Origin of the sequence: Rahnella sp. PAMC25617 (assembly GCF_050606005.1) — a bacterium.
GTDB lineage: Bacteria > Pseudomonadota > Gammaproteobacteria > Enterobacterales > Enterobacteriaceae > Rahnella > Rahnella variigena.
Genome location: NZ_JBOCUM010000019.1, coordinates 1 through 23961 on the forward strand (window position 1 = coordinate 1; position 23961 = coordinate 23961).

A 23961-nucleotide genomic window follows, 5' to 3' on the forward strand; every position below is an offset into this window, starting at 1 on the left:
CTAACCTGCTGCCGATGACCCGCGTTGGCATGGGCAACTTCGATCTGGTGAAATATCTGGTCGGGCAGGTCATGCTCAGTGATGAAGACCGTCATGCCGCGCTGAAGGAGTTCTTCCCGCAGGCCGAGCAAAAAGACTGGAAACGCTGGGTGGCCGGACAACGCGTGCAAGTCATCAAAAAAGATGGCAAACACGGCGGCGTATTGCGTCTCGGCACCGAAGTGGTCAGCGCGAAGGACGGCAGTATCGCCGCCTTGCTGGGGGCTTCACCGGGTGCATCAACCGCAGCGCCTATCATGATGAAACTGCTGGAAACGGTCTTTAAAGAAAAAGCCGCCAGTGCAGAATGGCAGGCCAAATTCCGGGAAATCATCCCGTCCTATGGCACCAAACTGAATGGCAATATCGAAGCGACCGAGAAAGAGCTGCTGGAAACCAGCCGCATTCTGCAACTGGAAACGCCGTCGATGATCACCACGCCGGTCGCCGACGTGGTTCAGCTGCGACCGCTCGACGTTCAGGCCAAACAAGAGCCAAAACAGACTGCGGATATTGCTTTGTAATTTCCTGATTTCAGGCACAAAAAAACCGCTTCAGAGAGCGGTTTTTTTGTTGGGTGATTCAGTTAGCGCTAAATCAACCTTTTAATACTAGCGGAAACAAGCAGCCCCAACGCTGAAAAGTTACACGATTAGGGCGAGATAGACAAGTCCCTGTGTGAAAAATAACCTTACACCAGGAATGGTCTTGATGCTAATCTTCTGCCGGGACTAATTCACCTGTTTAGCGACGGGTCACCGGGCTCAGGAATTAGCACTTGAGTACCGCGGGAACAAGCAGTCCCAATTCTGCTTGTCCTTCATCAGTCGGTCCCGGTGCTTATTGGTGAAACGCGGTTGTAAAAGGCCGCAACAATGAAAAAGTGTATTTATGCACTGATCGTTGTGCTGGGTTCTTTGATGACGTCGGAAAATGATGGATGGAACGTAAACGTTTCTCATATCAATATTAACGTCAACATAGGGTCTGGTTTGTAGTCATTAAGGAACCGCCCTTTGGGGCGGTTTTCTTAACTCAGTCTTTACGCCCTAATCCCCAGCACACCAGTCCCGCCACCAGAAGCGACGGGATCGTCGCGCCGACGTCAGGCAGCAGATTTGCCATCAGATGATAGACCGCGATACCGATAAACCAGGCCGCGACAGAGCAAATGTTCAGGTCTTTTTGTGTCTGCCGGCGCAGAACAAAATGATGCGTCAGTACCACGCCGAACAGCGGCGCAAATACCGAACCAATCAGCAGCAGGAAGTTTTCGTATTGCGTCAGCGGCACTGACCAGGCAATCAGCGTACACAGCAGGCCGATACCCAGCGTCAGTTTACCGACACTGACCGGCAGAGAAGTGCCCGCCGATACCGCCGCAGAGTGAATATCCGCAAAGGCATTTTCATGTTCATCCACCAGAATCAGCAACAGCGGGATACCCAGCGCAACGCCAGAAAGCGCCAGCAGCAGCGCATTGGCATCGGTCGATGTGCTGACAAACGCCAGCGTATAAGCGACACCGAGTGACATCATCCACACGCTGCCGAGGAAATATCCGCAGGCTGTGCCCCAGAAATTTTGTCGCGCAGATTTGCCGAAACGGGTGTAATCCGACACCAGCGGCAGCCATGAAAACGCCATCGACACCACGATATCGCAGGCCAGCGCGAACGGCATCGAACCGTCTCCGGCTTTATGCCACAGCGTCGATAAATCCGCGTGCAGGAACAGATAACCGGTCAGCCATGCGCAGCTCGCCAGCAGCAACCAGATACCCCAGCGGCGCAGCACCACGCGGATAAACGCCAGTGGCCCGCTGGCCGCCAGCAAGGTGGCGACGATGCCGAAAATAAACGTCCAGAGGGTCGGATCCGCCCAAAAACTGCCGTCGCCCCAGGCCCCTTTTGCCAGCAGACTGGCGGCATCGCGCATCACCACAATTTCAAACGCGCCCCAGCCGACCAGCTGGATCAGATTGAACAAGACCGGCAACGCCACGCCACGTTTTCCGAGGCTCAGCTTTAGCGACGCCATTGAAGACAAACCGGTTTGCCCGCCGGTCACGCCGACCAGCGCCAGCAGCGCAACCCCGACGGCTGATCCCAACACAATCGCCGCCAGAGAACCCGCCAGCCCGAGGCCCGGAGCCAGAATCGCCCCGGCCTGCAACACCATCAGGCCCATACCGAGTGAGAACCACAACGAGAATAAATCAGACCAACCCAGCACCCGTGATTTTTCCGGCACAGACGCCTGCGGGGAGTAAATACTATTATCTTTCATGAGGTTAATTTCGTGGCTAATGCGAATGCCTGTTATAGCATATTGCGATGTGATCCTGATGAAGGGACGGTTTATTTATGCAGGATCCTTTCACTTCAACTCCTCTCATTTCGAATGGATCACAATCATCCCCAATTTTTCCAGCAAATGGCTTTGCTGCCAGTCGTCGATTTTCACGCCAACGAGATCGACTTTACGGATGTTCAGTTCGCCCAGATCTGAATTCGTCAGGTCGCAATGGGTGATATTGACGTTATTCCAGTCGAACTCGGTGAATTCGCCGCCGGACAGGTCGGAGCCGCTTAAGTTTGCGCCCTGCACGTTTGCGCCGGTCCAGCGGTTTTCCCATAACTCGCATTTCTCCAGAATGACTTTGCTGAAGTTGGCGTAGCTGAAGTTATTTTTGGTCATGAAGGCGCTGCAAAACCAGGTGCGCGAGGTGATCATGTTCATAAAGCTGGCACCGCTGAAATCTGCGCCGGTGGCTTTGCATTCACGGATTTCACAGCCCAGCGCCTGAATGTTTTTGAAATCCGCCATCGTCAGGTCACAACGCTTAAAGCTGGCATCCTGCAATTTTGCATGCTGGAAAGAGCAGCCTTTTTGTTCTTCATCATCGTAAAAAAGACAATCGACAAATGCGGTTTCTGACAGATCGGTGCTGTCGAACCGGCAGCGGTAAAAGCGGCAGTTCTCCAGTGTCTCGCCGGTGAATTGCTTCACGCTAAAACGCTGATCGGTAAATACTTGATTGGTGAACATCCTCAATCCTGTTAATTTTTTATTTCAGTTATAAATAGGTTACCAGAAGAACCAGGATACGTTAATGGTTTTATATTATCCGCAGTTTGCTTTATTTTATAATATTTTCAATCTGATTAATTATTAAGTAAGTGGCTATGAAGGTATTTTTATTTTAATCTCTTCGTTATTTACTTTTGAGCATGGAGCATTAATATATGCTTGCACCGGATAAAAAAGTTTTCACCAAAAAGACAGCAGGCGAAAAGATCTTACACAATACCCGCAACAGATGGTCTTCACAAACCAGTGAGAGCATGATGCGTAATGGTATTCTGTGGAAGCCCGGCAAGAAAACGATAGATGATTATTCTGTGCATAACTATCACGCATTACGAATAGCACTGGGTAAATTGACGATTCAGGAGCAGAGTTTTTTTAACACCCTGACTCAGGCACCTTTCTATGCTGTTCACTGCACAGATTCACTTGACGTGGTCAATAAAAACAACGATCTGATTTTATATTCAAGGAAAAAATTAATCAGTAAGGGGATCCGGTTTAATGCAGATAACACGCAGCCTATAGATATTTCGATGTTGGGAAATGACGGTTATGTGTTTTTTTCTTTAGAAGTGGGTTCACCATTACTGAAATCCTCAAGTCGCTTTGGCAGTATATTTTATAAAATAGCCTATTCCCATCCTGTTTTTCGAAATTCATCGTTGGTGTTAACGGATCAGGTCGCATTAGTGATGCCGAGATGTCATATTCCAGAACTGAGCCGGGAGGCTGTTAGCCTATTAGAAAAGAGGGCGTTTAACCGTCTGTCGATAATTTTTAACGGGAAGATGCTCTCCATTTTAGGACTGACGTATTCTATTATTTTAGATTGCCGGAGTTTACCGCCAGCAGATCAGAAAATAATCCTGTCTGCCAGAAATAACGCACAACTGTCTAACGTAGTGAACAGTTTTTTCCGGCCGGAGATCCGTGTACCGAAAATGGTTGGCATAAAATCTGATGAATATGCAATCCATATGGAGCATTACAAGCCACGTATGAGCAGGTCCAGTTCAAGTGATAGTGATGAAGGCGCTTATGGTAGCGATTTCTTCGGCTCAGGTTCAGACAGCTCAGAGGCAGAAGACTGACAGCCTGCGGTGTGAAAAGTAGTCTACCTTGATTAAGGACGAATCAGTTCTTGGGCAAATTTTACCCTGTCAATTTTGCCCAATCCCCTGCCTGTTACTATGCTCAAAGACTTAAAGGAACTCAGGCAAAGGAAAATCCAAAAATGCGTCTCTCTCCTCTTTTTCTCTCTTTAACTCTGGCATGCAGCCAATACGCAGCCGCTGCACAACCCACATCTGCACCGGCACCAATGCAGGAGCACGTTATGAATCACGCCATCAACGCAGATAACCCATTTCTGAAACCCAGCCCGCTGGAATATCAGGCGCCACAATTTAATCTCTATAAAGACAGCGATTACGAGCCGGCCATTCTGGAAGGCATTCGCCAGAAACTGGCTGAAGTCGATAAAATCGCTAACGATACAGCGCCGCCTACTTTTGAAAATACTTATGTGGCGCTGGAAAAATCCGGCGTCATGCTGCAGCGCGTACAAAATGTTTTTGGCGCGATGACCGGCGCAAATACCAACGACACGCTGCAAAAAATCGACGAAGACACGTCGCCTGAACTGGCAGCGATGGATGACAGTATTCATCTCAACAGCAAACTGTTCGCGCGGCTGAAAGCGGTGTATGACCAGCGTGGCAGCCTGAAAGTTTCTCCGGAATCACAACGCCTGATTGACGTGACGTTTAAAGATTTCGAACTGGCAGGCGCTAATCTTTCTGATGCGGATAAAGACAAACTCAAGGCGCTGAACCAGCAGGCCGCGACGCTCAGCACGCAGTTCACTAACAAATTGCTGGCCGCGACCAAAGCGGGCGGCCTGACGGTGAAAGATAAAGCGCAGCTTTCCGGGCTAAGTGATGCTGAGTTATCGGCTGCCGCGCAGGCCGCCAAAGACCGCAAGCTGGACAACGCCTGGCTACTGGTGCTGCAAAACACCACTCAGCAGCCGTTATTACAGTCGCTGGATGATCGTGACACGCGCAAAGCGCTGTATGAAGCTTCCATCAATCGCGCTGAAAAAGGCGATGCCAACGACACCCGTACGCTGATTGCGAAGCTGGCAAAAGTCCGCGCGGAGCAGGCTCAGGTGCTGGGTTTCCCAAGCTATGCCGCGTGGAAGCTGGAAGATCAGATGGCGAAAACGCCGCAAGCCGCACTGGATTTCATGCACAAAATTGTGCCAGCCGCGACCGCCCGCGCGCAGCGTGAGGCGCAGGATATTCAGGCAGAAATCGATAAACAGAAGGGGGGCTTTAAAGTGGCTGCCTGGGACTGGCAGCACTATGCGCAGCAGGTTCGCAAAGAGAAATATGATCTGGACGACGCGCAGATCAAGCCGTATTTCGAGCTGAATAACGTGCTGGAGAACGGGGTGTTTTATGCCGCTAACGTGCTGTACGGCATCACGTTTAAAGAGCGCAAAGACCTGCCGGTATACAACCCCGACGTGCGGGTTTTCGAGGTGTTCGATAAAGACGGTAAATCGATGGCGCTTTTCTATGCCGATTATTATCAGCGTGATAATAAAGGCGGCGGCGCGTGGATGAGCAATTACGTCGATCAGTCGAAATTACTGGGTAATAAGCCGGTGATTTATAACGTGGCGAACTTCCAGAAACCGGCGGCAGGGCAACCGGCATTGCTGTCGTGGGACGATGTCATCACCCTGTTCCACGAGTTTGGTCACACGCTGCACGGTTTGTTTGCCGATCAGGAATACCCGAGTCTTTCCGGTACCGCGACACCGCGTGATTTTGTCGAATTCCCGTCGCAGTTTAACGAGCACTGGGCGAGCGACCCGAAAGTGTTTACTCACTTCGCTAAACATTATCAGACTGGCGAAGTGATGCCGCAGGCCTTGCAGGACAAAATCGAAAAGGCCAGTAAGTTCAATAAAGGGTATGACATGACCGAGCTGCTGGCCGCGGCGCTGCTGGATATGCACTGGCACAGTCTGAGCGCAGACGCCCCGCAGCAGGACGTTGATAAGTTCGAAGCGGAGTCACTGGCGAAAGATAAAGTGAATCTGGCGTATGTGCCGCCGCGTTACCGTTCCAGCTATTTCCAGCACATTTGGGGTAATGGCTATGCGGCCGGATATTACGCCTATCTGTGGACCGAAATGCTGGCCGACGATGCCTTTGCCGGTATCACTGAACAGGGCGGGCTGACGCGGGAGAATGGTCAGAAATTCCGCGACCAGATCCTCTCACGTGGTAACAGCGAAGACCTCGAAAAGCTCTACGAAACCTGGCGTGGCAAAGCGCCGTCGATTGAGCCGATGCTGAAAAACCGCGGGCTGGAAGAGTAAAAGCAGCCGTGCCCGGTATCACGCCGGGCACGTATTATCTTGTCGTAAGTAGTGAACGGAAAAAGGTAAAATCAACGCCCGAAAAACGTCGCTACCCCTGCTCAAATTCCCCTATGCTTTTCCCCATGTCTCCGGTCTGCGAGTGAAATCATGTTGTTCGATTTGCCTGACGATGATGTTCTTTATGCTGCGCTGATTGCCCGTGATCCTGCTTACGATGGCTTTGCCTTTGTCGGCGTGAAAAGCACCGGTATTTTCTGCCGGCTGACCTGTCCCGCGCGTAAACCTAAACGTGAAAATTCCGTATTTTATCCATCGATGGTCAGCGCGATGGAAGCCGGATTCCGGCCGTGTAAACGTTGCCGGCCGCTCATGCAGGGCGGCGAAAAAGACCCGCTGGTGCTGAAATTACTGGCCGCGCTGGAAAAAAAGCCGGACAGAAAATGGAGCGAGGGCGATTTGCAGGCGATGAATGTCGATCCTTCCACTGTCCGCCGCGCCTTTAAACGGCAGTTTGGCATCACCTTTCTGGAAATGGCGCGTTTGCGGCGGGTAGGTAAAGGTGTCGATGCGCTGACTAACGGTGAGGCCGTGATTGAGGCGCAACTGGACGCCAGCTTTGGATCCGGTAGCGGATTTCGTGCAGCGATCACCCGGCAAATCGGCAGTAACCCCAGTCAGGCGAGAAAGCATCAGTTTCTGAAAGCAGACTGGCTGGATACGCCCATCGGTTCAATGCTGGCAATTGCCAGTCGCGAGGCGCTGTATCTGCTGGAGTTTATTGACCGTCCGGCATTGCCGAATGAAATTGAGCGGCTGAAGCAGCTCACATCCTCTGAAATTATTTTTGGACGAACGCCACTGGTTGATCAGGTTGAACAGGAGCTGACGGCCTATTTCGCGGGTGAAACACACACATTCGCCACGCCGCTGGCAGAGTTTGGCTCGTTATTTACCCGTAAAGTCTGGGATGCGCTCAGAGACATTCCTGCAGGTGAGCTGCGCAGTTATTCCGCGCTGGCGGCAGATATCGGGCAGGCAACGGCGTCCCGCGCGGTAGCACGTGCCAACGGTGCTAACCAGATTTCAATTCTCATCCCTTGTCATCGCGTAATCGGTGCCGACGGTTCGCTGACCGGTTACGGCGGCGGATTATGGCGCAAGCGATGGCTGATTGAACACGAACGAAGAATGGCGCTAAGCCGCTAAACGAGGAGCAGGGTATGAGTCAGCAAAGTCAGGCAGTGGCATTTTCAGAGCTTCACCAGAAATATAATCCGGTCGTTTTATACAACATCTGGGATGCGGGCAGCGCGCTGGCCGTGGCGCAGGCGGGGGCAAAAGCCATCGCCACCGGAAGCTGGTCGTGTGCGGCGGCGCAGGGATATCAGGATGGCGAAGCCATGCCTTTTTCCAGCCTGTTACACACGGTGCAACGTATTGCCTCAGTTATTAGTTTGCCGCTGACGGTGGATTTCGAAACCGGTTATGGTGCAGCCCGCCGCGACAACCTGAGCGCGCTTTTGCAGGCCGGTGTGGTGGGGATTAATGTTGAGGATCAACAACTGGGATTATCCGCGCTGAACGGAGTACGAGAACAATGCGAGATTTTAAACTCTCTTCGTCAGGAGGCGGAGTCTCAGGGAATTGCGCTATTTATCAATGCCCGAACCGATGTCTTTTTGCAGCAGCCTGACGCCACGCAACATCCGGCGCTGATGGCCGAAGTCAAAAAGCGGCTGACTGCTTATCAGAATGCGGGTGCCAGCGGGTTTTTTGTTCCAGGTCTGAGTGACGTTGGATTGATTGCCGAACTTTGCGATGTCTCAGGATTGCCGGTGAATATTATGGCCAGCAGCCTGACGCCGCCGCTGGCTGAACTCACTGCGGCGGGTATCAGTCGGTTGAGCTACGGCCCTTATCCTTATGTCGGACTGATGGAAACCCTTAAACAACAGGCGCGCGCGCTGTATTAGCCGCCAGCCGGTGCCCCATCCAGAAGAACACCAGGCCGCCCACCGAGGCGGCGATCAGCGCGACAAACATCACCGGCGGGGCGGCGTAACTGAGCAGAAAACCGCACATCACCGGGTTTATCGCGCCGCCGAGATTGCTCAGATTCTGCATCCCGTAATAACTGCCTTTCATGTTTTCCGGCGCGATAAAGTCGATAAACATGTATTCCACCGGAATGACGATCAGCTCGCCGAAACTGAAAATCGCCATGGCGATCACCCAGAACAGTACGGATTGTCCGGCAGTCATAAAGCCAATCAGGCCGATGATGAAGAAAATTGTGCCGAGCAGCAGCCATTTCAGCAGCGTATTTTGCTTCATCCGGCTGCTTAACACGTACTGGAAGGCGATGACAATCACGGCGTTGGTGATCATCACTGCGCCGATAATCTTGTAGGCAAAGGTCGCGTCCGAGACCAGGATCAGATACTGCGACAGATAACCGGCGAACTGCCCGAACACTATCGACCCCAGCGTACTGCCCAGCGTGAAGTAAATCAGGCGGCGGTCGTGCGCGAGAATGCTCAATGTCTGGCGCAGATTGGGTTTGGGCAGCGGTTTTTGTTCAGGCGTGGTCTGCGGCGGTTTATGCGGAATATTGCGCAATCCCCAGGTCAGGGAAATCACGGTGCCCAGTGCCAGCACGCCGGAAATCACGAACGGCAGCATCGGGCTGAAACCCGCCAGCCAGACGCCCAGCGACGAACCTACCGCCCAGCCGACGTTCACCAGCGTATAGTTCATCGAAAAGGCTTTCACCCGCTTTTCCACCGGCAACCAGCTGGCGATACAGGCTTTAAGCGTGATGCTGAGCAGGGCGTATGACGCATTCAGCAGCGCCAGAACCAGCAGAACGCCGGTCACATTGGGCAGAAACGGCAGCAGTAAAAAGCTCAGACCAAACAGGCTGACGGAGACGGTGATCAGCGTCCGGTGATTGAATTTATCCACCAGATAACCGCCGTACAGACTACTGAGAATGCCGATCGCCAGGCTGGCTCCGAGAATAATCCCGACGCTTTTCGGCAACAGATGATAGTGCTCAGTCAGATAAATCGTGATAAACGGCAGTGTGACGCCTCGTCCGATAGTGAGTACTAACGAACTGGCTAACAGCGCGAGAATTAACGGCGGCATTCCCTTCATGTTAAACGGCATTCCCTGAGTAACGGCAACATTTTCGTTACATCATAAAGGAGTCTGCGCAGTATTTTTCATTACAAAAAAGAGGGATTTAAGAGAGTTGCGCGGCGCTACCCGCGCGGGTGGGGATTTCGCTTATGACTTCTGCGGTGCCACGCCGTGGAAGGGATCATGAGCCTGCTTTTGCAGGCTCATAAATTAAGCTCTGTTCTTCAGCCATAACTCTGGGCTGTTTTATTAAGATGTTCAGTAAACTGGTAGATATCATCCAAAGAATCTATCGGATGTCGGGTCTCATTTTTCTCAGCATCGAACAATCCAATATAAAATTGAGTGCGGTTAAAATGAAGGCGGCAAATAGGTTTTCTGTTGTTGTCATCAATGAGAATGCCAAAATAACTTTTAGTATCCCTTGGCGTGATGCGTTTAGCATCGACAATGGTTCGTATGATTGACTTAACGATATGGAACCCTTCCAACTCTTCCTCAGAAGTAACAATCTGATCCGTTTCAGGCGTATTTATAATTGTTGGTGTCACACCAGTTTCTTCTTCTGTTTCTTTTGCAGGTAAATTCTGCACCGTACCGCTGAGTGCTGATTTAAGCCTATCGTTTACCTGATCATTTAACAGTTGGCTCGCAGCCTTACGGGTAAGAGTATTAAATTGCTCGCGTACTTTTTGTGTGAGTATTCCGTCGTAAACACGCGAGGCAAAAAATTTAACAAAATCTTCCTCGGGATTAGTGAACTGAGTCAGAAATATTTTCTTAATCTGGCTAACGTATTTCAGCTCCCCCGCAGCATTTACGATAGATTCAACATCGAAGGCGGATTTAGTAAGCTTGTTCAGTTCAGGAACAAGATTTTCATCCAAATCAAGTAGATCGAGCTCAAAAAATGGCTTTTCATCCATTTTGTTAGGGGCGTCGAGATCAGTAAAAAACTTATATACTTGTCCGTTGGTCAGAACAGATATTCGTGCGTTTGTTACATGGAAATAACGAAATAGTTGAGATGCATGGTTTACGTTGAGGGGTTCTCCGATTTTTTTACACTCCACAAGGATTTGAATCTCTCCACCCTTGAGAATTGCGTAATCAATTTTTTCACCTTTTTTGGTACCTACATCACAGATAAATTCCGGAATAACCTCGGTTGGATCAAAAACATCATATCCAAGGATTTTATTAATAAAGGGCATGACAAATGCGTTTTTTGTGGCTTCTTCAGTTTGAATCAGTGGAGATTGCTGCTTAATTTTTACGGCCAAACTGTTCAATTGTTCCAGGATTTCCATATATGCCTCTATTTTTTTTCGATGACTGCTGTGTGATGTTTACTTATAGGGAATATAGAGGAATAACACCAGACGAAAAATTGTGGCATTGATCACTTATTTAGTGAAATGCCGACAATAATCAAAAAATAGGAGGAAATAAATTACGGCTTCTGCGGTGCCACGCCGTGGAACAGCAAAAGGGCGACGTGTTTGCGCAGCATATCGGGAGAAATCGGCGACGCGCCTTCCTGACGCATTTTCATTGAGGCCATCGGAAACAGTGTCAGGCCGAACAGTGAAATAAACAGCAATGCCGGATTAAGATCCGGGTTCAGTTTTCCTTCGGCCTGCCAGCGGGTGATGCATTCATGCACGATTTTGCGGTTCTTGTCGCCGTTGCGTTCTTCCATGCGTTTTTTCAGCATGCCGCTTTCGCTGATGACTTCGCGCACCCACAGCGGCGCCACCCACGGATATTTTTCTGCCGCATCAATCATGCACTGCGCCATGTGGGTGATCGCCATCAGCGGATCGTCGGCGTGCGTTTCAAAAATGTCGGTAAATCCTGCACGCACCGGCTGAAAACGTTCGTCGATCATCACGTCCAGAAGCTGCTCACGGGTCCTGAAATAGTAATGGAGCATGGCGGTAGTGACGCCCGCTTCTTTGGCGATCATGCTCAGTGGCGTTTCAGCGATGCCGTATTGGGCAAACAGTTTCAGAGCCGCGTCCAGCAGCAGTTCACGCTTATCTGCTCCGGATTTTGCACTGCGCGGACGCCCCGGACGACGCGCGGTTGTCGTCTCCGGTTTTTGATCCTTTTGTGCGGATCTCGCCGTTTCTGAGATTTTTCTGTCTGCCATAAGGGGGGTGATCCATTGACCAGATTAATTTGATGCTTCAATATTAATTATACAGTTAATTAATTACAAGTCAGGATGTCATTCATGACGACAATAAATTCGGCACAGAGCGAAGTCACGAAGGAGAAGCCTTCAATAAAGCTGCTGTTCTCCGCGCTGATGCTGGTGATGCTGCTGGCCGCACTCGACCAGACGATTGTGTCTACCGCGTTGCCGACTATCGTCAGCGAGCTCGGCGGGCTGGATCAGCTCTCGTGGGTGGTGACCTCTTATCTGCTGGCTTCCACAATTGTGGTGCCGCTATACGGTAAGTTTGGTGATCTGCTCGGACGCAAAATCGTGCTGCAAACGGCGATCATTGTGTTCCTGCTCGGTTCGGTATTGTGCGGACTGGCGCAAAACATGACGCAGCTGATCCTGATGCGCGCCCTGCAAGGGCTGGGCGGTGGCGGATTGATGGTGGTCAGTATGGCGGCAGTCGGTGATGTCATTCCGCCATCAGAGCGCGGGAAATATCAGGGACTGTTCGGCGGCGTATTTGGTCTGGCGACGGTGATCGGGCCGCTGATCGGTGGTTTTCTGGTGGAGCATATTTCGTGGCGCTGGATTTTCTACATCAACCTGCCGCTGGGGATTTTTGCCCTGCTGGTGATTGGCGTGGCGCTGAAATCGCAAAGCGCGCGCATCCGCCATGAAATCGATTTTCTCGGCGCGGGTTATCTCGCGGCGGCGCTGACCTGCATCATTTTGTTCACCAGCGAAGGCGGCACGGTGTATCAGTGGTCGGATCCGCAGCTGTGGTGCATTTTGGCTTTCGGTATCGTGACGCTTGGCGGCTTTATTTACGAAGAGACGCTGGCGGCAGAGCCAATCATTCCGCTGGGTCTGTTCCGCGACCGCACCTTCCTGCTGAGCTGCGCAATCAGCTTTATTATCGGCATGTCGCTGATGGGCTCGATGACTTTCCTGCCGCTGTATCTGCAGGTGGTGAAAGGGTCGTCGCCGTCGGGAGCAGGGATGCAGCTGTTGCCGCTGATGGGCGCATTGCTGTTCAGTTCGATAGTCAGCGGGCGTCTGATCAGCCGTATTGGCCGTTATCGTATTTTCCCGATTATCGGTACGTTACTGAGTTTCGCCGGCATGGTGCTGCTGGGCTTTCTGAAAGTCAGTACGCCGGTACATATGCTGTATCTCTATATCGGCGTGCTCGGTTTCGGTCTGGGGATGGTGATGCAGGTGCTGGTGCTGGCGGTGCAGAACTCGGTTTCGATGAAACAAATGGGCGTGGCGACCTCCGGTGTGACGCTGTTCCGCTCGATTGGGGGGTCTATCGGCGTGGCGATGTTTGGCGCGATTTTCACCCACGTTCTGCGTGATCAACTGGTGGCGCTGATCCCCGAAGGCACGGTGCTTCCGCGCTCACTCAGCGCGCAGGCAGTACAAGAATTACCGACCGCCATACGCGATGATTATTTGCAGGCGTTTGGCTCGGCGCTGCACTCGGTATATCTGATTGCGGCCTGCGTCATGGTGCTGGCGTTTGTGTTGTCGCTGCTGCAAAAAGATGCGGTGCTGAAGAAATAACCGGCTGTAATCCCCGTGATTTGCACTAAGCTTTCCCCTTTACGGCGTTGAAATGGCATGGAAACCAGCAACGCCGACAGGGAAATCATAAAGGGGATCGCTATGCTGTTTCGCCGTTTCGAGCGAATGATCGACATCTTCCGTGAGGCACCGGCTGCTGAGCCGCCGGATCAGGTTCTGCCTTTCTATCTTTATTATCTGCGCCAGGTCTGGCCGAGTTTTGCGATTTTGCTGGTGGTGGGGCTGGTCTGTGCGCTGATTGAAGTCTCGCTGTTCAGCTATCTCAGTCAGATTATCGATCTGACCAAAGACACTCCGCCGGGCAGTTTTTTCACCGACCATATGGGCGAGCTGTTGTGGATGGCGGCGGTGGCGATGATCCTGCGGCCGGTATTTATCGGGCTGCATGATTTGCTGGTTCACCAGACTATCAGCCCCGGTATGACCAGCATGATCCGCTGGCAGAATCATAAGTATGTCCTCAAACAAAGCCTGAACTTTTTCCAGAGTGATTTCGCCGGACGCATTGCCCAGCGCATTATGCAGACCGGTAACTCGCTGCGCGATTCTGCGGTGCAGGCGGTGGACGCCATCTGGCACGTGGTGATTTACGCCGCCAGTGCGCTGTTCCTGTTTGCCGAAGCGGACTGGCGGCTGATGATCCCGCTGATTATCTGGATATTCGGTTACGGCGTTTGTCTGCGTTATTTCGTGCCGCGTGTGAAGCAACGTTCGGTGCAGTCGTCGGAAGCGCGCTCGAAACTGATGGGCTGCATTGTTGACGGTTACACCAATATCACCACGCTGAAACTGTTCGCGCATACCGATCTGGAGCAGAAATACGCCCGCGAAGCGATTACCGAACAGACTGAGAAAACTCAGCTGGCGGGGCGCCTGGTCACCGGCATGGACGTGTCGATTACCACACTCAATGGCTTGCTGATTGTCAGCACCACGGGTCTGGCGCTGTGGTTGTGGACGCAGTCGCTGATAAGCGTCGGAGCCATCGCGCTGGCGACCGGTCTGGTGATCCGTATCGTGAATATGTCTGGCTGGATCATGTGGGTGGTGAACGGTATTTTCGAAAATATCGGCATGGTTCAGGATGGCCTGCACACCATTGCGAAACCGCTGACCGTCACCGATCAACCGCAGGCGAAAGCGCTGAAAGTCGATCAGGGGGCGATCCACTTTGATCACATTCAATTTAATTATGGCAAAGAGAATTACGGCAAAGAGAATTCTGGCAAAGGCGGAAAGGTGATCCCCAATCTGGATCTGGCGATCCGTCCCGGCGAGAAGATCGGCCTGATCGGGCCTTCCGGCGCGGGGAAATCCACGCTGGTGAACCTGCTGCTGCGCCTGTATGACATCGACGGTGGCCGCATTGTGATTGACCAGCAGAATATTGCTGAGGTCACGCAGGAAAGCCTGCGCGCGCAAATCGGCATGATCACGCAGGACACCTCGCTGCTGCACCGTTCTATCCGCGATAACCTGCTGTACGGCAGGCCGGGAGCGACGGAAGAAGAGTTGCAGCTGGCAATCCGCCAGGCGCGTGCCGATGAATTCATTCCGCAGCTTTATGATTCGCTGGGCAGAACCGGGCTGGATGCCCATGTCGGTGAGCGTGGCGTCAAACTCTCCGGCGGCCAGCGTCAGCGTATTGCGATTGCCCGCGTATTACTGAAAAACGCGCCGATCCTGATCATGGACGAAGCCACGTCAGCGCTGGATTCCGAAGTGGAAGCGGCGATTCAGGAAAGTCTGGAGACGCTCATGGGCGGCAAAACCGTAATTGCCATTGCGCACCGCTTATCGACGATTGCCAAAATGGACCGGCTGGTGGTGCTGGAAAAAGGGCAGATTGTCGAGATGGGCAATCACGCCGAACTGCTGGCGCACGGCGGGCTTTATGCGCGCCTGTGGCAACATCAGACCGGCGGATTTGTCGGTATGGATTAAGTCCTGCACTTAACAGACGTCGTGCCGGTAGGGCAGCACTTCACGGGCTTCGTCGGCCCAGCGCTGCACGCCGGCACGTTCTTCTACTAAAAAATCTTCCACGGCATCACGTAAACCCGGATGACGTAAATAGTGCCATGAGTCGGTGATCACCGGCTCAAAGCCCCGCAGCAATTTGTGTTCGCCCTGTGCGCCCGCATCAAACCGTCTCAGCCCGCTGGCAATCGCGTATTCCATCCCCTGATAGAAACAGGTTTCAAAATGCAGCCGGTCGAATTCTGCCAGACAGCCCCAGTAACGCCCGTAGAAGGTATCGCCGCTGATTAAGCTGAACGCCATCGCTACGTCGCGGCCGTTTTGTTGCGCGAATACCACGCGGATAGCCTCCGGCATTCTTTCCGCCAGCAGGCTGAAGAATGCGCGGGTCAGATACGGTGACTGACCGCGAATGCGATAGGTATTGCTGTAGCAGGCGTAGACGAAATCCCATTGCGCTTCAGTCACCTGCGCGCCTTTCAGCCAGACAAAATCAATGCCCTGCGCCGCCACCTGTTCGCGTTCTTTGCGAAACTGTTTACGCTTGCGCGACGTGAGCGCGTCGAGGTAATCCTGAAAATCGCGATAATCACGGTTTTGCCAGTGATACTGCAACCCTTGCCGGTGCTGCCAGACGGGTTCTGCTCCGATCAGCCGGTTGGCGCGTTCATCGGTAAAATTGATGTGTGCGCCGGTCAGACCGTTTTCTTGAAGATAATCTGGTATCGCCTGCAACAGACTGACTGCTGCCGGTTCATTGCCCAGCAATCGTGCGCCGGTCACCGGGCTGAACGGCACCGCGCCGAGCCATTTCGGGTAATAAGCAATCCCGGAACGCTGGCAGGCATCTGCCCAGCCCTGATCAAACACGTATTCGCCATAAGAATGACGTTTGCGGTAGCCGGGAATGGCGGCGAGGATGTTGCCGTTTTCCTGCCAGGTCAGGTGCTGCGGACGCCAGCCTGAATTTGGGCCCAGGCTGCCGCTGTCTTCCAGTGCCGATAAAAAGGCATAGCTGAGGAACGGCTGTTGCGCAGGCACCAGCGCATCCCACTGAGCAGCAGGACAATCGGCCAGACGGTCTAACGTGATAACAGGCATCAATTATTCTCGCTGTGGCGTAAAAGAGAAATCGGTTAACTGTCGTTCAGGCAGGGGGATATTACGGCAGAGGTTAAGATAACAATATAATAAGACTTAAGTCGCTGATTTATCATCCGGAACATTATTTAAAAATGTTCCGGATGTTTTATTTAACGGGCAATTAACTGGCGCGAACTTCCGGGTTATCTGACAGCGAAATAAAGGAGGCGCTTTTCGCATCAAAGGCTTCGATGCAACCCGATTCAATATCATACACCCAGCCGTGCAGGGTGATTTCCCCTTTCGCCAGCGCGACCGCGACACAAGGATGCGTGCGCAGGTTACTCAGCTGAGCCACCACGTTCTGGTGCACCATACCGTTGACGCGTGCCTCAGGGTTTTCGTGTTCGACGGATTCATTGATGGCTTTCGCGGCATCAGAATAACGCAGCCAGTGCGCAACCGCAGGCATGTGATCGAGACAGGTGCAGTTAGCGATGGCGCTCATGGCGCCGCAGTTTGAGTGCCCGCAGATGACGATATCTTTCACGCCCAGTGCTTTAACCGCGTACTCAACCGTAGCGGAAACGCCGCCCGGTTCCGGACCAAATGGCGGCACAATATTACCGGCATTACGGATAACAAACAGTTCGCCCGGTTCACGCTGCGTGACTAATTCCGGCACTAACCGGCTGTCAGAACAGGAGATAAACAGGGTCTTAGGATTTTGGTTTAATGCGAGTTCTTTGAATAACTTAGAGCGTTGCGGAAACGCCTCTTTCTGGAATCTGAGGAAACCTTCAATTACGTCTTTCATAGGGGAATTCCATGTATTTCAATGCCAGTGAGTCTGCCACGAAAAAAAAGGCAGATCAATCAGACACAATATCAACACTATTTACAGGGAAATAAGCGGTAGCAAAATAATATAATTTTCCGGCGATAAGCATTTCACATTCTGTTTTTTTAATGCCATACCTTTATCTCAGCATTATCCGTCCCCATATTTCCTCAATACCCTGAGTGAAGGAGTCAGTATGACAATCGAATACGCTATTTTCGGTGGCGGCTGTTTCTGGTGTACAGAAGCGGTGTTTAAAGACGTCATCGGTGTGGAGTCGGTGGAAAGCGTTTATACCGGCGGGCGTCGTCCGAACCCGAATTACGAGCAGGTTTGCACCGGTACGACCGGTCATGCGGAAGCCATCCGTGTGGGGTTTGACCCTGAAAAACTGACCTACGGTGATTTGCTGGATATTCACTTTGTGACGCACGATCCAACCCAGCTTAACCGCCAGGGTAACGACGTCGGCACGCAATACCGTTCGGCGATTTTCCCGGCGAATGAGCAGCAAAAAGCAGAAGCCGAAGCAGCAATTCTGCGCGCGCAGCACGACCACAGTGATCCGATTGTCACCAGCATCGAACCGCTTGGTGAAGTGTACGTAGCTGAAGGTTATCACCAGAATTACTGGGACGGCGCCGGACAGCAGAACCGTTATTGCATGGCGGTGATCCCGCCGAAATTACAAAAACTGCGTAAGAGCTTTGCGCAGCGGACGAAATCCCTGAACCCGTAATTGCCAACATTGGCAGCAAGTACACAGTAAAAGACCACATTAAAAACCAGAACCTTTGTTCTGGTTTTTTTGTTTCCGGGACTTCATCGGGATGACATCGCAATGTGTGGCTTTATTGAGTGCGGACAACTACCCGTTTAGGTGTGCGGTAACGCAGATAGAGGTTGTTGAGGATCAGGGCAAAACCGGTGATGCAGGCACCGGCAATTTCAGGTGTGCCGGGCTTGATGCCGGTCATGGCTGAAATAGAGAAGGCGGTAATCGGGACAACATCCATAAACAACACTCCGTTAAGTGGTGTGAGGATTTTATTGCCAATATTCCAGCACAGGATGCCGATAAAACTGGCGACAAAAGCGGTGTAAAAGACATGTGGGATCACATACACGAAGTCGCTAACGGCGGGTACTGCCACGAGGCCAGTGATGTACAACAGCGCGTTTAATACCAGCACGCTGGTCATCCCGAGAACGCTGGTTAACGCGGTATATTTAAGCGGCGACCAGGTCGGGAAAAACGACGCGCCTACGGTGTAAAAAACCCAGCAAAGTGCGCCGAAAATAATCAGGGCGTTGGCTTTGTAGCTGGAAGGGGAATCAAACAGGCTGGCATAGTGCCCTTTGGTGATCACGGTCATGACCCCAAAGAAAGACATCATAATCAGTCCGATAGAGACGGCGGGCGGGACGATTTTGCGTAATACGCCATTGACCAGAATACCCAGCATCGGCATGGTGGCCATCATAATTGACGTGGTTAGCGCGCCATTTTCCCCGGCCATTTGCTGGCCGAGAAAAACAAAAAAGCCAAAACCGACAAAGGCTGCTGAACCTAATAACCACGCCAGACCGGCGCGTTCACCTTTCAGATTCAGCCCCTCTTTTCCTTCACGTAATCTCAGTGCAGTCACTAACGCGATAGCGGCGAAGCCATAGCGCAACGTGGTAAAAGTATAAGGATCGAGGTGCCTCAGCGCACTGGTCATCATCGGGAAAGTCGCGCCCCATGAAAGGGTGGCGATCAGGCAGCAGAAAACGCCCGCAGAATAAGAATTTTTCATTTCTTTATGTTCCGGTTGAGTTACGTTCTGATTTTATTAAAGCGGGAGGCTGATACGAATTAAGGCGGAAATACGTCTGGCACAACACGATTATTTCGTCAGTCAGCACATTAAAAATAAACAACTGCCGACTGACATTTTCAGACCGGGGAAATTAATCCCCCATCAGTTCTCCCCCTTTTGCCCAATGTGATTTAGGAATTTCAGTGATCACCACATCGACACTTTCAGGCTTACATTTAAGGGTTTCCACCGCGACGCGGGTCACTTCGCGGGCAAAGTCGCGTTTTTGTTCAGCGGTACGGCCTGGCAGCATTTCTAAACGGATCATCGGCATAGTAAATCCTCATTGATTAGGCCCCTCACGGCGGGGCAAAACCTATTCTACGTAAGGATTGATAAGAATAAATATGTGTTAAGTTGAATGAATTGAAACCTGTGGGTTGTTAATCATGAGCAAATTGTCCGGGATGGAGATGTTTGTCAGAGTGGTGGAATGTGGCAGTTTCACGGCAGCGGCGATAGCCAGCGACGTCTCGCCCACGATGGTGGGTAAGCAAATCCGGGAGATTGAGCAGCGGCTGGGCGCACGTCTGTTGCATCGCACGACCCGGCGACAGCAACTGACGGAGGTCGGGCAACTCTATTTTGAACGCTGCCGCCGGGTCTTATCGGAAGTCGCGCTCGCTGAGAATAGTGCGATGGAATTACAGTCCGCGCCTAAAGGACTGGTGCGTATGGTTGCCCCGGTGAGCTTCGGCGGCCAGCGTCTGGTGCCGGAACTGAGCCTTTATATGGCCCGCAATCCCGACGTAAACGTCATGCTGAATCTGGATAACCGGGTGCCCAATCTGACGGAGGGGAATTACGAGCTGGGTATTCAGATCGGCGAGGTATGCGAACCGGGTGTGGTCGCGCGCCCTTTACGGCCATATCGCCGAATACTGGCCGCTTCGCCAGACTATATCCGACAGCACGGCATGCCGGAACATCCTGACCAGTTGGGCAATTACAGTTGTCTGGGGATGTCTTACTGGCTTCATCAGGACCGCTGGGACCTGACCGGGCCGGAGGGCGAGACGTTTAAGGCCTTTATCAACGGGCGCTTTATGTCTAATCAGGGCAACGCGCTCAGGATTGCCGCACTCAGCGGCTGCGGCATTGTTCTGCAACCTGATTACGTGTTGATGGATGATATTGCGCAAGGCCGTCTGGTGCCTGTACTGCCGCAGTGGTCGTATAAACCGACGCCGTTGTACCTGATTTATCATCAGGACAGTCGCCCCTCCGCCAAGCTACGCAGCGTGATTGATTTCCTTATTGCCCGGCTGGGTGAAAACAGCCAAACGATTCTGGATAAACGCCCGAGGTCTGACGCTGTTTAAGTAAAAGACGTTCTCAACAGACCTTCTTAAATGAAAAAGGCATTCCTTTGCGGGGATGCCTTTTTCATTTCTGCGTATCCGGTATCCAGGAAACATTGGCAAGTTGTGACCCTCATCACCCCGACTTTAATCATACAGACATGTTTAGAAGTAATGAGTCCAGGGATCTAATGAATTTCCCAGTTCGGACTCTTAGGATAATGACACGCGAAAAGGTAAGAGAGTCTGGAAACGCTGATTTTCTAAGAAAATTCGACCGGAAGCATCAGAACATCTGAGCCGTAAATAAGGAGGGAAAAATATGGAGACTACAAAAAATCCGCTGACCGGATTTATATCACCCGAATTGGTTTATTTAAATTGCAGTTATACCACTCAGGATGCGTTTTTTGCGGATTCATACCAGAAACTTTATAAACAAGGATTTGTTGAGGCGACATACCACGAAAATATTCTTATCAGGGAAGCCCATTATCCGACAGGGTTAATGACATCCTGCCTGAATATTGCCATACCCCATACAGACCCGCTGTATATAAAAAAGCCTTTCGTGGCAATTACCCAACTCGCAAAACCGCTGACATTTTTGCTTATGGGCAGTACGGATGAAAAAGTAGACGTAGACTGGATTTTCTCTCTTGGCGTGACCCGGGATGAAAATCAGATCGTCTTATTGCAGACATTAATGGCCGTATTTTCTGATGAAAAAAAGATTAGCCAGTTGGTCCAGCTTGATTCCCGCGAAGGAATTTGTGAATTTTTCCATTCATTGTAAAAGGTGACGTTATGATTATCTATAATATTAATGAAGCTCCCTTTATTAAAGAAATGTGTGATATTACGCTCAAGCTGTGGGAAAAAGGCTGGGCAGAAAGAAACGGTGGTAATATCAGTTATCTCCTGAAGGAAGAGGAAGTAGCACCTTACCTTGATACACAACAGGTGATATCAGAAGTCGCATTGCCGATGCCTTTTCCTGAACTGAAAAATAAAATATTTATGGTTTCAGGTTCCGGAAAATACTTCCGCAATGTCATTAAGAATCCGGCCGATACGCTGATTATTTTAAAAATATCTGAAGACGGAAAACATTATCAGCAACTCTGGGGGCTGGTAAACGGTGGTTGCCCGACCAGCGAACTGGCCTCGCATTTAAAATGCCATGCGACACGATTAAAACATGACCCTGAACATCGCGTTATTTTACACACCCATGCTAATGCCACGATTGCCATGACATTTGCCCATGATCTGGATGAAAAGAAATTTTCAAAAACGCTGTGGCAACAAATTACTGAATGCCTGGTGGTATTCCCGGAAGGCGTGGGGATTGTGCCGTGGATGGTGGCAGGCACCATTGATCTGGGTCTGGCTTCCGCTGCCAAAATGGAGTATTGCCGCATTGTGATCTGGGCGCATCACGGAATTATGGGAGCAGGTAGCAATTTTGATGACGCTTTCGGGTTGGTCGAAACGGTAGATAAAGCTGCCGATATTTATCTGCGTTCCGCTGCCGTCGGAATTAAACAGTCGATCACCAGCGCGGAACTTCGCGCCCTTGCTGATGCCTTTAATGTCACCCCACGGGATGGCATTTTATAATTTCTGCTGAATGACAAAAAAGAGTAACTATGAAAAATATTAATGTTATTTCCGTCTGCGGATCAGGAACCGTCACCAGTTCCATGGTGGCAGAAAAAGTAAAAGATATTCTTGAAGTCAACGGATATAAGGCAAAAACCGTTGAAGTCAGTCCCGGCGGAGTAGAAGGGCAATTAAGTTCAGGTAAATGGGATATTATTGTTCATACCAGTCCGCTGAGGGATAAGTATGACATTCCGACCATCAATGCAGTCGGGTTGCTAATTGGTACCGATGAGGATGGATTTATAGAAGAATTACTGCATGAAGTTGAGAGCCTGAAAATATAGTGGGTCTGACTCCACAAGCTTTGGTTTGTGGAGAACCTAATTATTGTTCTTAATATGATAATGAAACCTTATCTACAGAGTAAGGAGTCTTGAGCATGTTAGACATTCTTTCGAAAATTATGAATTCATTTGGTGCTGCGATTGTTGTGCCTTTTGTCATTTATATTATTGCTATCATCATGAAAGTAACGCCCAAAAAAGCCTTTAAAGCCGGGCTTAATGCCGGTATTGGTCTGACCGGATTTGGGATGCTCATTGGTGCCTACACGCCTGTCGTTACGCCTGTTATTAACCGTATGGTGGAAACGTCCGGTATTTCACTGCGTATCCTGGATACCGGCTGGCAGGCAACAAGTGTTGTTGCCTATTCAACCAATGTCGGGATGATTTTTTTAGGCCTCGGGTTGCTGTTTCAGACAATTTTATTTGTCACACGTTTTACCAATATTTTTATGCCCTCAGATATGTGGAATAACTTTTCCTTTATGTTGTGGGGGTCGATGCTCTATATCGCGACAGGGAATATCTATCTGGCAATTGGATTGATGCTGTTATCCAATCTTTATTCTCTGGTTTGCTCAGAAATAGTGGCCAAACGATGGTCTGTTTATTACGGCTATCCCGGATGCACCATGACCGCTCCTCATCATGTTTGCTCTGTGCCGCTGGCGATAGGGGTGGACTGGATATTAAATAAGCTGGGCGCGGACAAAATAAAATGGAATCCGCAGACCTTACAGGACAAATTAGGTTTCATGGGGGAGCCGATTACACTGGGTCTGGTACTCGGGTGTCTAATCGGCATTTCCGGAAATTATACCCGTCTGGGCAGCATTGAAGCCTGGGGAGAAATCTGTAAGGTCGGTATCGCCACATCAGCTGTCATGTGTATCTTCCCAAAAATCGCCGGGGTGTTTGCCTCTGCATTCACTACCATTACCGATGCGTCACGTAAAACCGCAAAATCGAGTGGCAAAGACCGGATCTGGTTCCTGGCCATTAACGATGCGGCAGGTTATGGCGAATCAGCAACGCTGTTAACCGGAATGTTGTTGATTCCGATTATATTCATTCTGGCGATTATATTACCGGGTAATGAAACGTTACCAATGGTAGACCTTATTGCTATTCCTTATATGATTGAGCTTATTATTGCGATATCAGCGGGTAATATTTTTAAATCATTAATTTCAGGCACTATCTGGTGTGTGGGGGGATTGTATATGATCACCGCCGTGGCGCCGGTATTTACTGAAGTCGCTAAAGATGTCGGTGTGGTTCTGCCGGTAGGTGCCATGTTGATTTGTAGTTTTGCTGTAATGACCAATCATCTTATGGGCGGATTATTCCTGATTTTCCTCACCCAAAATCCTGTCTATATCGCCCTCAGCGTCGTGGTATATATCGTGTTTTACCTTTTTGTCCGCATTAAAAAAGAGTCGATACATGCTTATCTCGAAAGACAAGCTGGTACCGGCAGTGAGCCCAATCAACTGACTCAATAAAGGA

General features: G+C 50.9%; 22 protein-coding genes. 13 read left to right on the forward strand and 9 right to left on the reverse strand.

Annotated elements, in window-relative coordinates; all coding sequences use genetic code 11:
- Positions 1-563: malate:quinone oxidoreductase (locus tag ACM615_RS21525; RefSeq protein ID WP_431012501.1), on the forward strand; the 563-nt coding region annotated here is incomplete at its 5' end.
- A gap of 511 nt (positions 564-1074) precedes the next feature.
- Here the strand turns inward: ACM615_RS21525 and cytX are convergent.
- Both cytX and ACM615_RS21535 read right to left on the reverse strand, forming a co-directional pair.
- Positions 1075-2328 carry a putative hydroxymethylpyrimidine transporter CytX gene (gene cytX, locus ACM615_RS21530; protein WP_431012502.1) on the reverse strand — a complete coding sequence of 418 codons (1254 nt, stop codon included), beginning with the start codon at positions 2326-2328 and terminating at the stop codon, positions 1075-1077.
- A 105-nt stretch (positions 2329-2433) separates the two neighbouring features.
- Complete coding sequence (locus ACM615_RS21535) at positions 2434-3090, reverse strand: Qnr family pentapeptide repeat protein (RefSeq protein WP_431012503.1); 657 nt, start codon at positions 3088-3090, stop codon at positions 2434-2436.
- 197 nt (positions 3091-3287) lie between these two features.
- Between ACM615_RS21535 and ACM615_RS21540 the strand changes: the two genes are divergently transcribed.
- The 4 genes from ACM615_RS21540 (at position 3288) to ACM615_RS21555 (ending at position 8502) form a co-directional block, all read left to right on the forward strand.
- Positions 3288-4223, forward strand: a complete 936-nt coding sequence (locus tag ACM615_RS21540) for a hypothetical protein (RefSeq protein ID WP_129637714.1) — start codon at positions 3288-3290, stop codon at positions 4221-4223.
- A gap of 230 nt (positions 4224-4453) precedes the next feature.
- The gene (gene dcp, locus ACM615_RS21545; protein WP_431012558.1) at positions 4454-6526 is read left to right on the forward strand and encodes a peptidyl-dipeptidase Dcp; all 2073 of its coding nucleotides are present in this window, start codon (positions 4454-4456) and stop codon (positions 6524-6526) included.
- Between the two features lie 150 nt (positions 6527-6676).
- Positions 6677-7735, forward strand: a complete 1059-nt coding sequence (locus tag ACM615_RS21550) for a bifunctional transcriptional activator/DNA repair enzyme AdaA (RefSeq protein ID WP_431012504.1) — start codon at positions 6677-6679, stop codon at positions 7733-7735.
- 14 nt (positions 7736-7749) lie between these two features.
- Positions 7750-8502, forward strand: a complete 753-nt coding sequence (locus ACM615_RS21555) for an isocitrate lyase/PEP mutase family protein (protein WP_431012505.1) — start codon at positions 7750-7752, stop codon at positions 8500-8502.
- Here ACM615_RS21555 and ACM615_RS21560 read toward each other — a convergent pair.
- The 3 genes from ACM615_RS21560 to ACM615_RS21570 form a co-directional block, all read right to left on the reverse strand.
- Positions 8474-9688 (reverse strand): MFS transporter, encoded by a 1215-nt coding sequence (locus ACM615_RS21560; protein ID WP_159281862.1) that lies wholly within the window; start codon positions 9686-9688, stop codon positions 8474-8476. The genes ACM615_RS21555 and ACM615_RS21560 overlap by 29 nt on opposite strands.
- A gap of 209 nt (positions 9689-9897) precedes the next feature.
- On the reverse strand, positions 9898-10983 hold the full coding sequence (locus ACM615_RS21565) for a type I restriction endonuclease (RefSeq protein WP_431012506.1): 1086 nt from the start codon (positions 10981-10983) through the stop codon (positions 9898-9900).
- A gap of 143 nt (positions 10984-11126) precedes the next feature.
- Positions 11127-11828: a TetR/AcrR family transcriptional regulator gene (locus ACM615_RS21570; protein WP_113876929.1), complete on the reverse strand. Its 702-nt coding sequence runs from the start codon at positions 11826-11828 to the stop codon at positions 11127-11129.
- A gap of 84 nt (positions 11829-11912) precedes the next feature.
- Here ACM615_RS21570 and ACM615_RS21575 point away from each other — a divergent pair, with 84 nt between their 5' ends.
- Both ACM615_RS21575 and ACM615_RS21580 read left to right on the forward strand, forming a co-directional pair.
- Positions 11913-13412, forward strand: a complete 1500-nt coding sequence (locus ACM615_RS21575; RefSeq protein ID WP_112288034.1) for an MDR family MFS transporter — start codon at positions 11913-11915, stop codon at positions 13410-13412.
- 102 nt (positions 13413-13514) lie between these two features.
- Positions 13515-15377, forward strand: coding sequence for an ABC transporter ATP-binding protein (locus ACM615_RS21580; RefSeq protein ID WP_132966617.1), 1863 nt, complete (start codon positions 13515-13517; stop codon positions 15375-15377).
- A gap of 9 nt (positions 15378-15386) precedes the next feature.
- Here the strand turns inward: ACM615_RS21580 and ACM615_RS21585 are convergent, their stop codons facing one another.
- Positions 15387-16514, reverse strand: coding sequence for a GNAT family N-acetyltransferase (locus ACM615_RS21585; RefSeq protein ID WP_431012507.1), 1128 nt, complete (start codon positions 16512-16514; stop codon positions 15387-15389).
- A 163-nt stretch (positions 16515-16677) separates the two neighbouring features.
- A complete protein-coding gene (locus tag ACM615_RS21590; RefSeq protein ID WP_095923905.1) occupies positions 16678-17313 on the reverse strand; it encodes a carbonic anhydrase in 636 nt (211 codons plus the stop codon).
- A gap of 220 nt (positions 17314-17533) precedes the next feature.
- Between ACM615_RS21590 and msrA the strand changes: the two genes are divergently transcribed.
- The gene (msrA, locus tag ACM615_RS21595) at positions 17534-18076 is read left to right on the forward strand and encodes a peptide-methionine (S)-S-oxide reductase MsrA (protein ID WP_112288068.1); all 543 of its coding nucleotides are present in this window, start codon (positions 17534-17536) and stop codon (positions 18074-18076) included.
- A 112-nt stretch (positions 18077-18188) separates the two neighbouring features.
- On the opposite strand, the gene ACM615_RS21600 is transcribed toward msrA, so the two are convergent.
- Positions 18189-19136 (reverse strand): DMT family transporter, encoded by a 948-nt coding sequence (locus tag ACM615_RS21600; protein ID WP_431012508.1) that lies wholly within the window; start codon positions 19134-19136, stop codon positions 18189-18191.
- 154 nt (positions 19137-19290) lie between these two features.
- A complete protein-coding gene (locus ACM615_RS21605) occupies positions 19291-19473 on the reverse strand; it encodes a 4-oxalocrotonate tautomerase (RefSeq protein ID WP_095923902.1) in 183 nt (60 codons plus the stop codon).
- Positions 19474-19588: 115 nt separating this feature from the next.
- Here ACM615_RS21605 and ACM615_RS21610 point away from each other — a divergent pair, with 115 nt between their 5' ends.
- The 5 genes from ACM615_RS21610 to ACM615_RS21630 all read left to right on the forward strand — a co-directional run bounded on the left by ACM615_RS21610 (position 19589) and on the right by ACM615_RS21630 (position 23957).
- Complete coding sequence (locus ACM615_RS21610) at positions 19589-20521, forward strand: LysR family transcriptional regulator (protein WP_431012509.1); 933 nt, start codon at positions 19589-19591, stop codon at positions 20519-20521.
- A gap of 301 nt (positions 20522-20822) precedes the next feature.
- Positions 20823-21296 (forward strand): PTS sugar transporter subunit IIA, encoded by a 474-nt coding sequence (locus ACM615_RS21615; protein ID WP_129637707.1) that lies wholly within the window; start codon positions 20823-20825, stop codon positions 21294-21296.
- Between the two features lie 11 nt (positions 21297-21307).
- Positions 21308-22123, forward strand: coding sequence for a rhamnulose-1-phosphate aldolase (rhaD, locus tag ACM615_RS21620; protein ID WP_132966456.1), 816 nt, complete (start codon positions 21308-21310; stop codon positions 22121-22123).
- 29 nt (positions 22124-22152) lie between these two features.
- Positions 22153-22452 (forward strand): PTS sugar transporter subunit IIB, encoded by a 300-nt coding sequence (locus ACM615_RS21625; RefSeq protein WP_120163493.1) that lies wholly within the window; start codon positions 22153-22155, stop codon positions 22450-22452.
- A gap of 95 nt (positions 22453-22547) precedes the next feature.
- Positions 22548-23957, forward strand: a complete 1410-nt coding sequence (locus ACM615_RS21630; RefSeq protein ID WP_132966454.1) for a PTS galactitol transporter subunit IIC — start codon at positions 22548-22550, stop codon at positions 23955-23957.
- Positions 23958-23961: the final 4 nt, after the last annotated feature.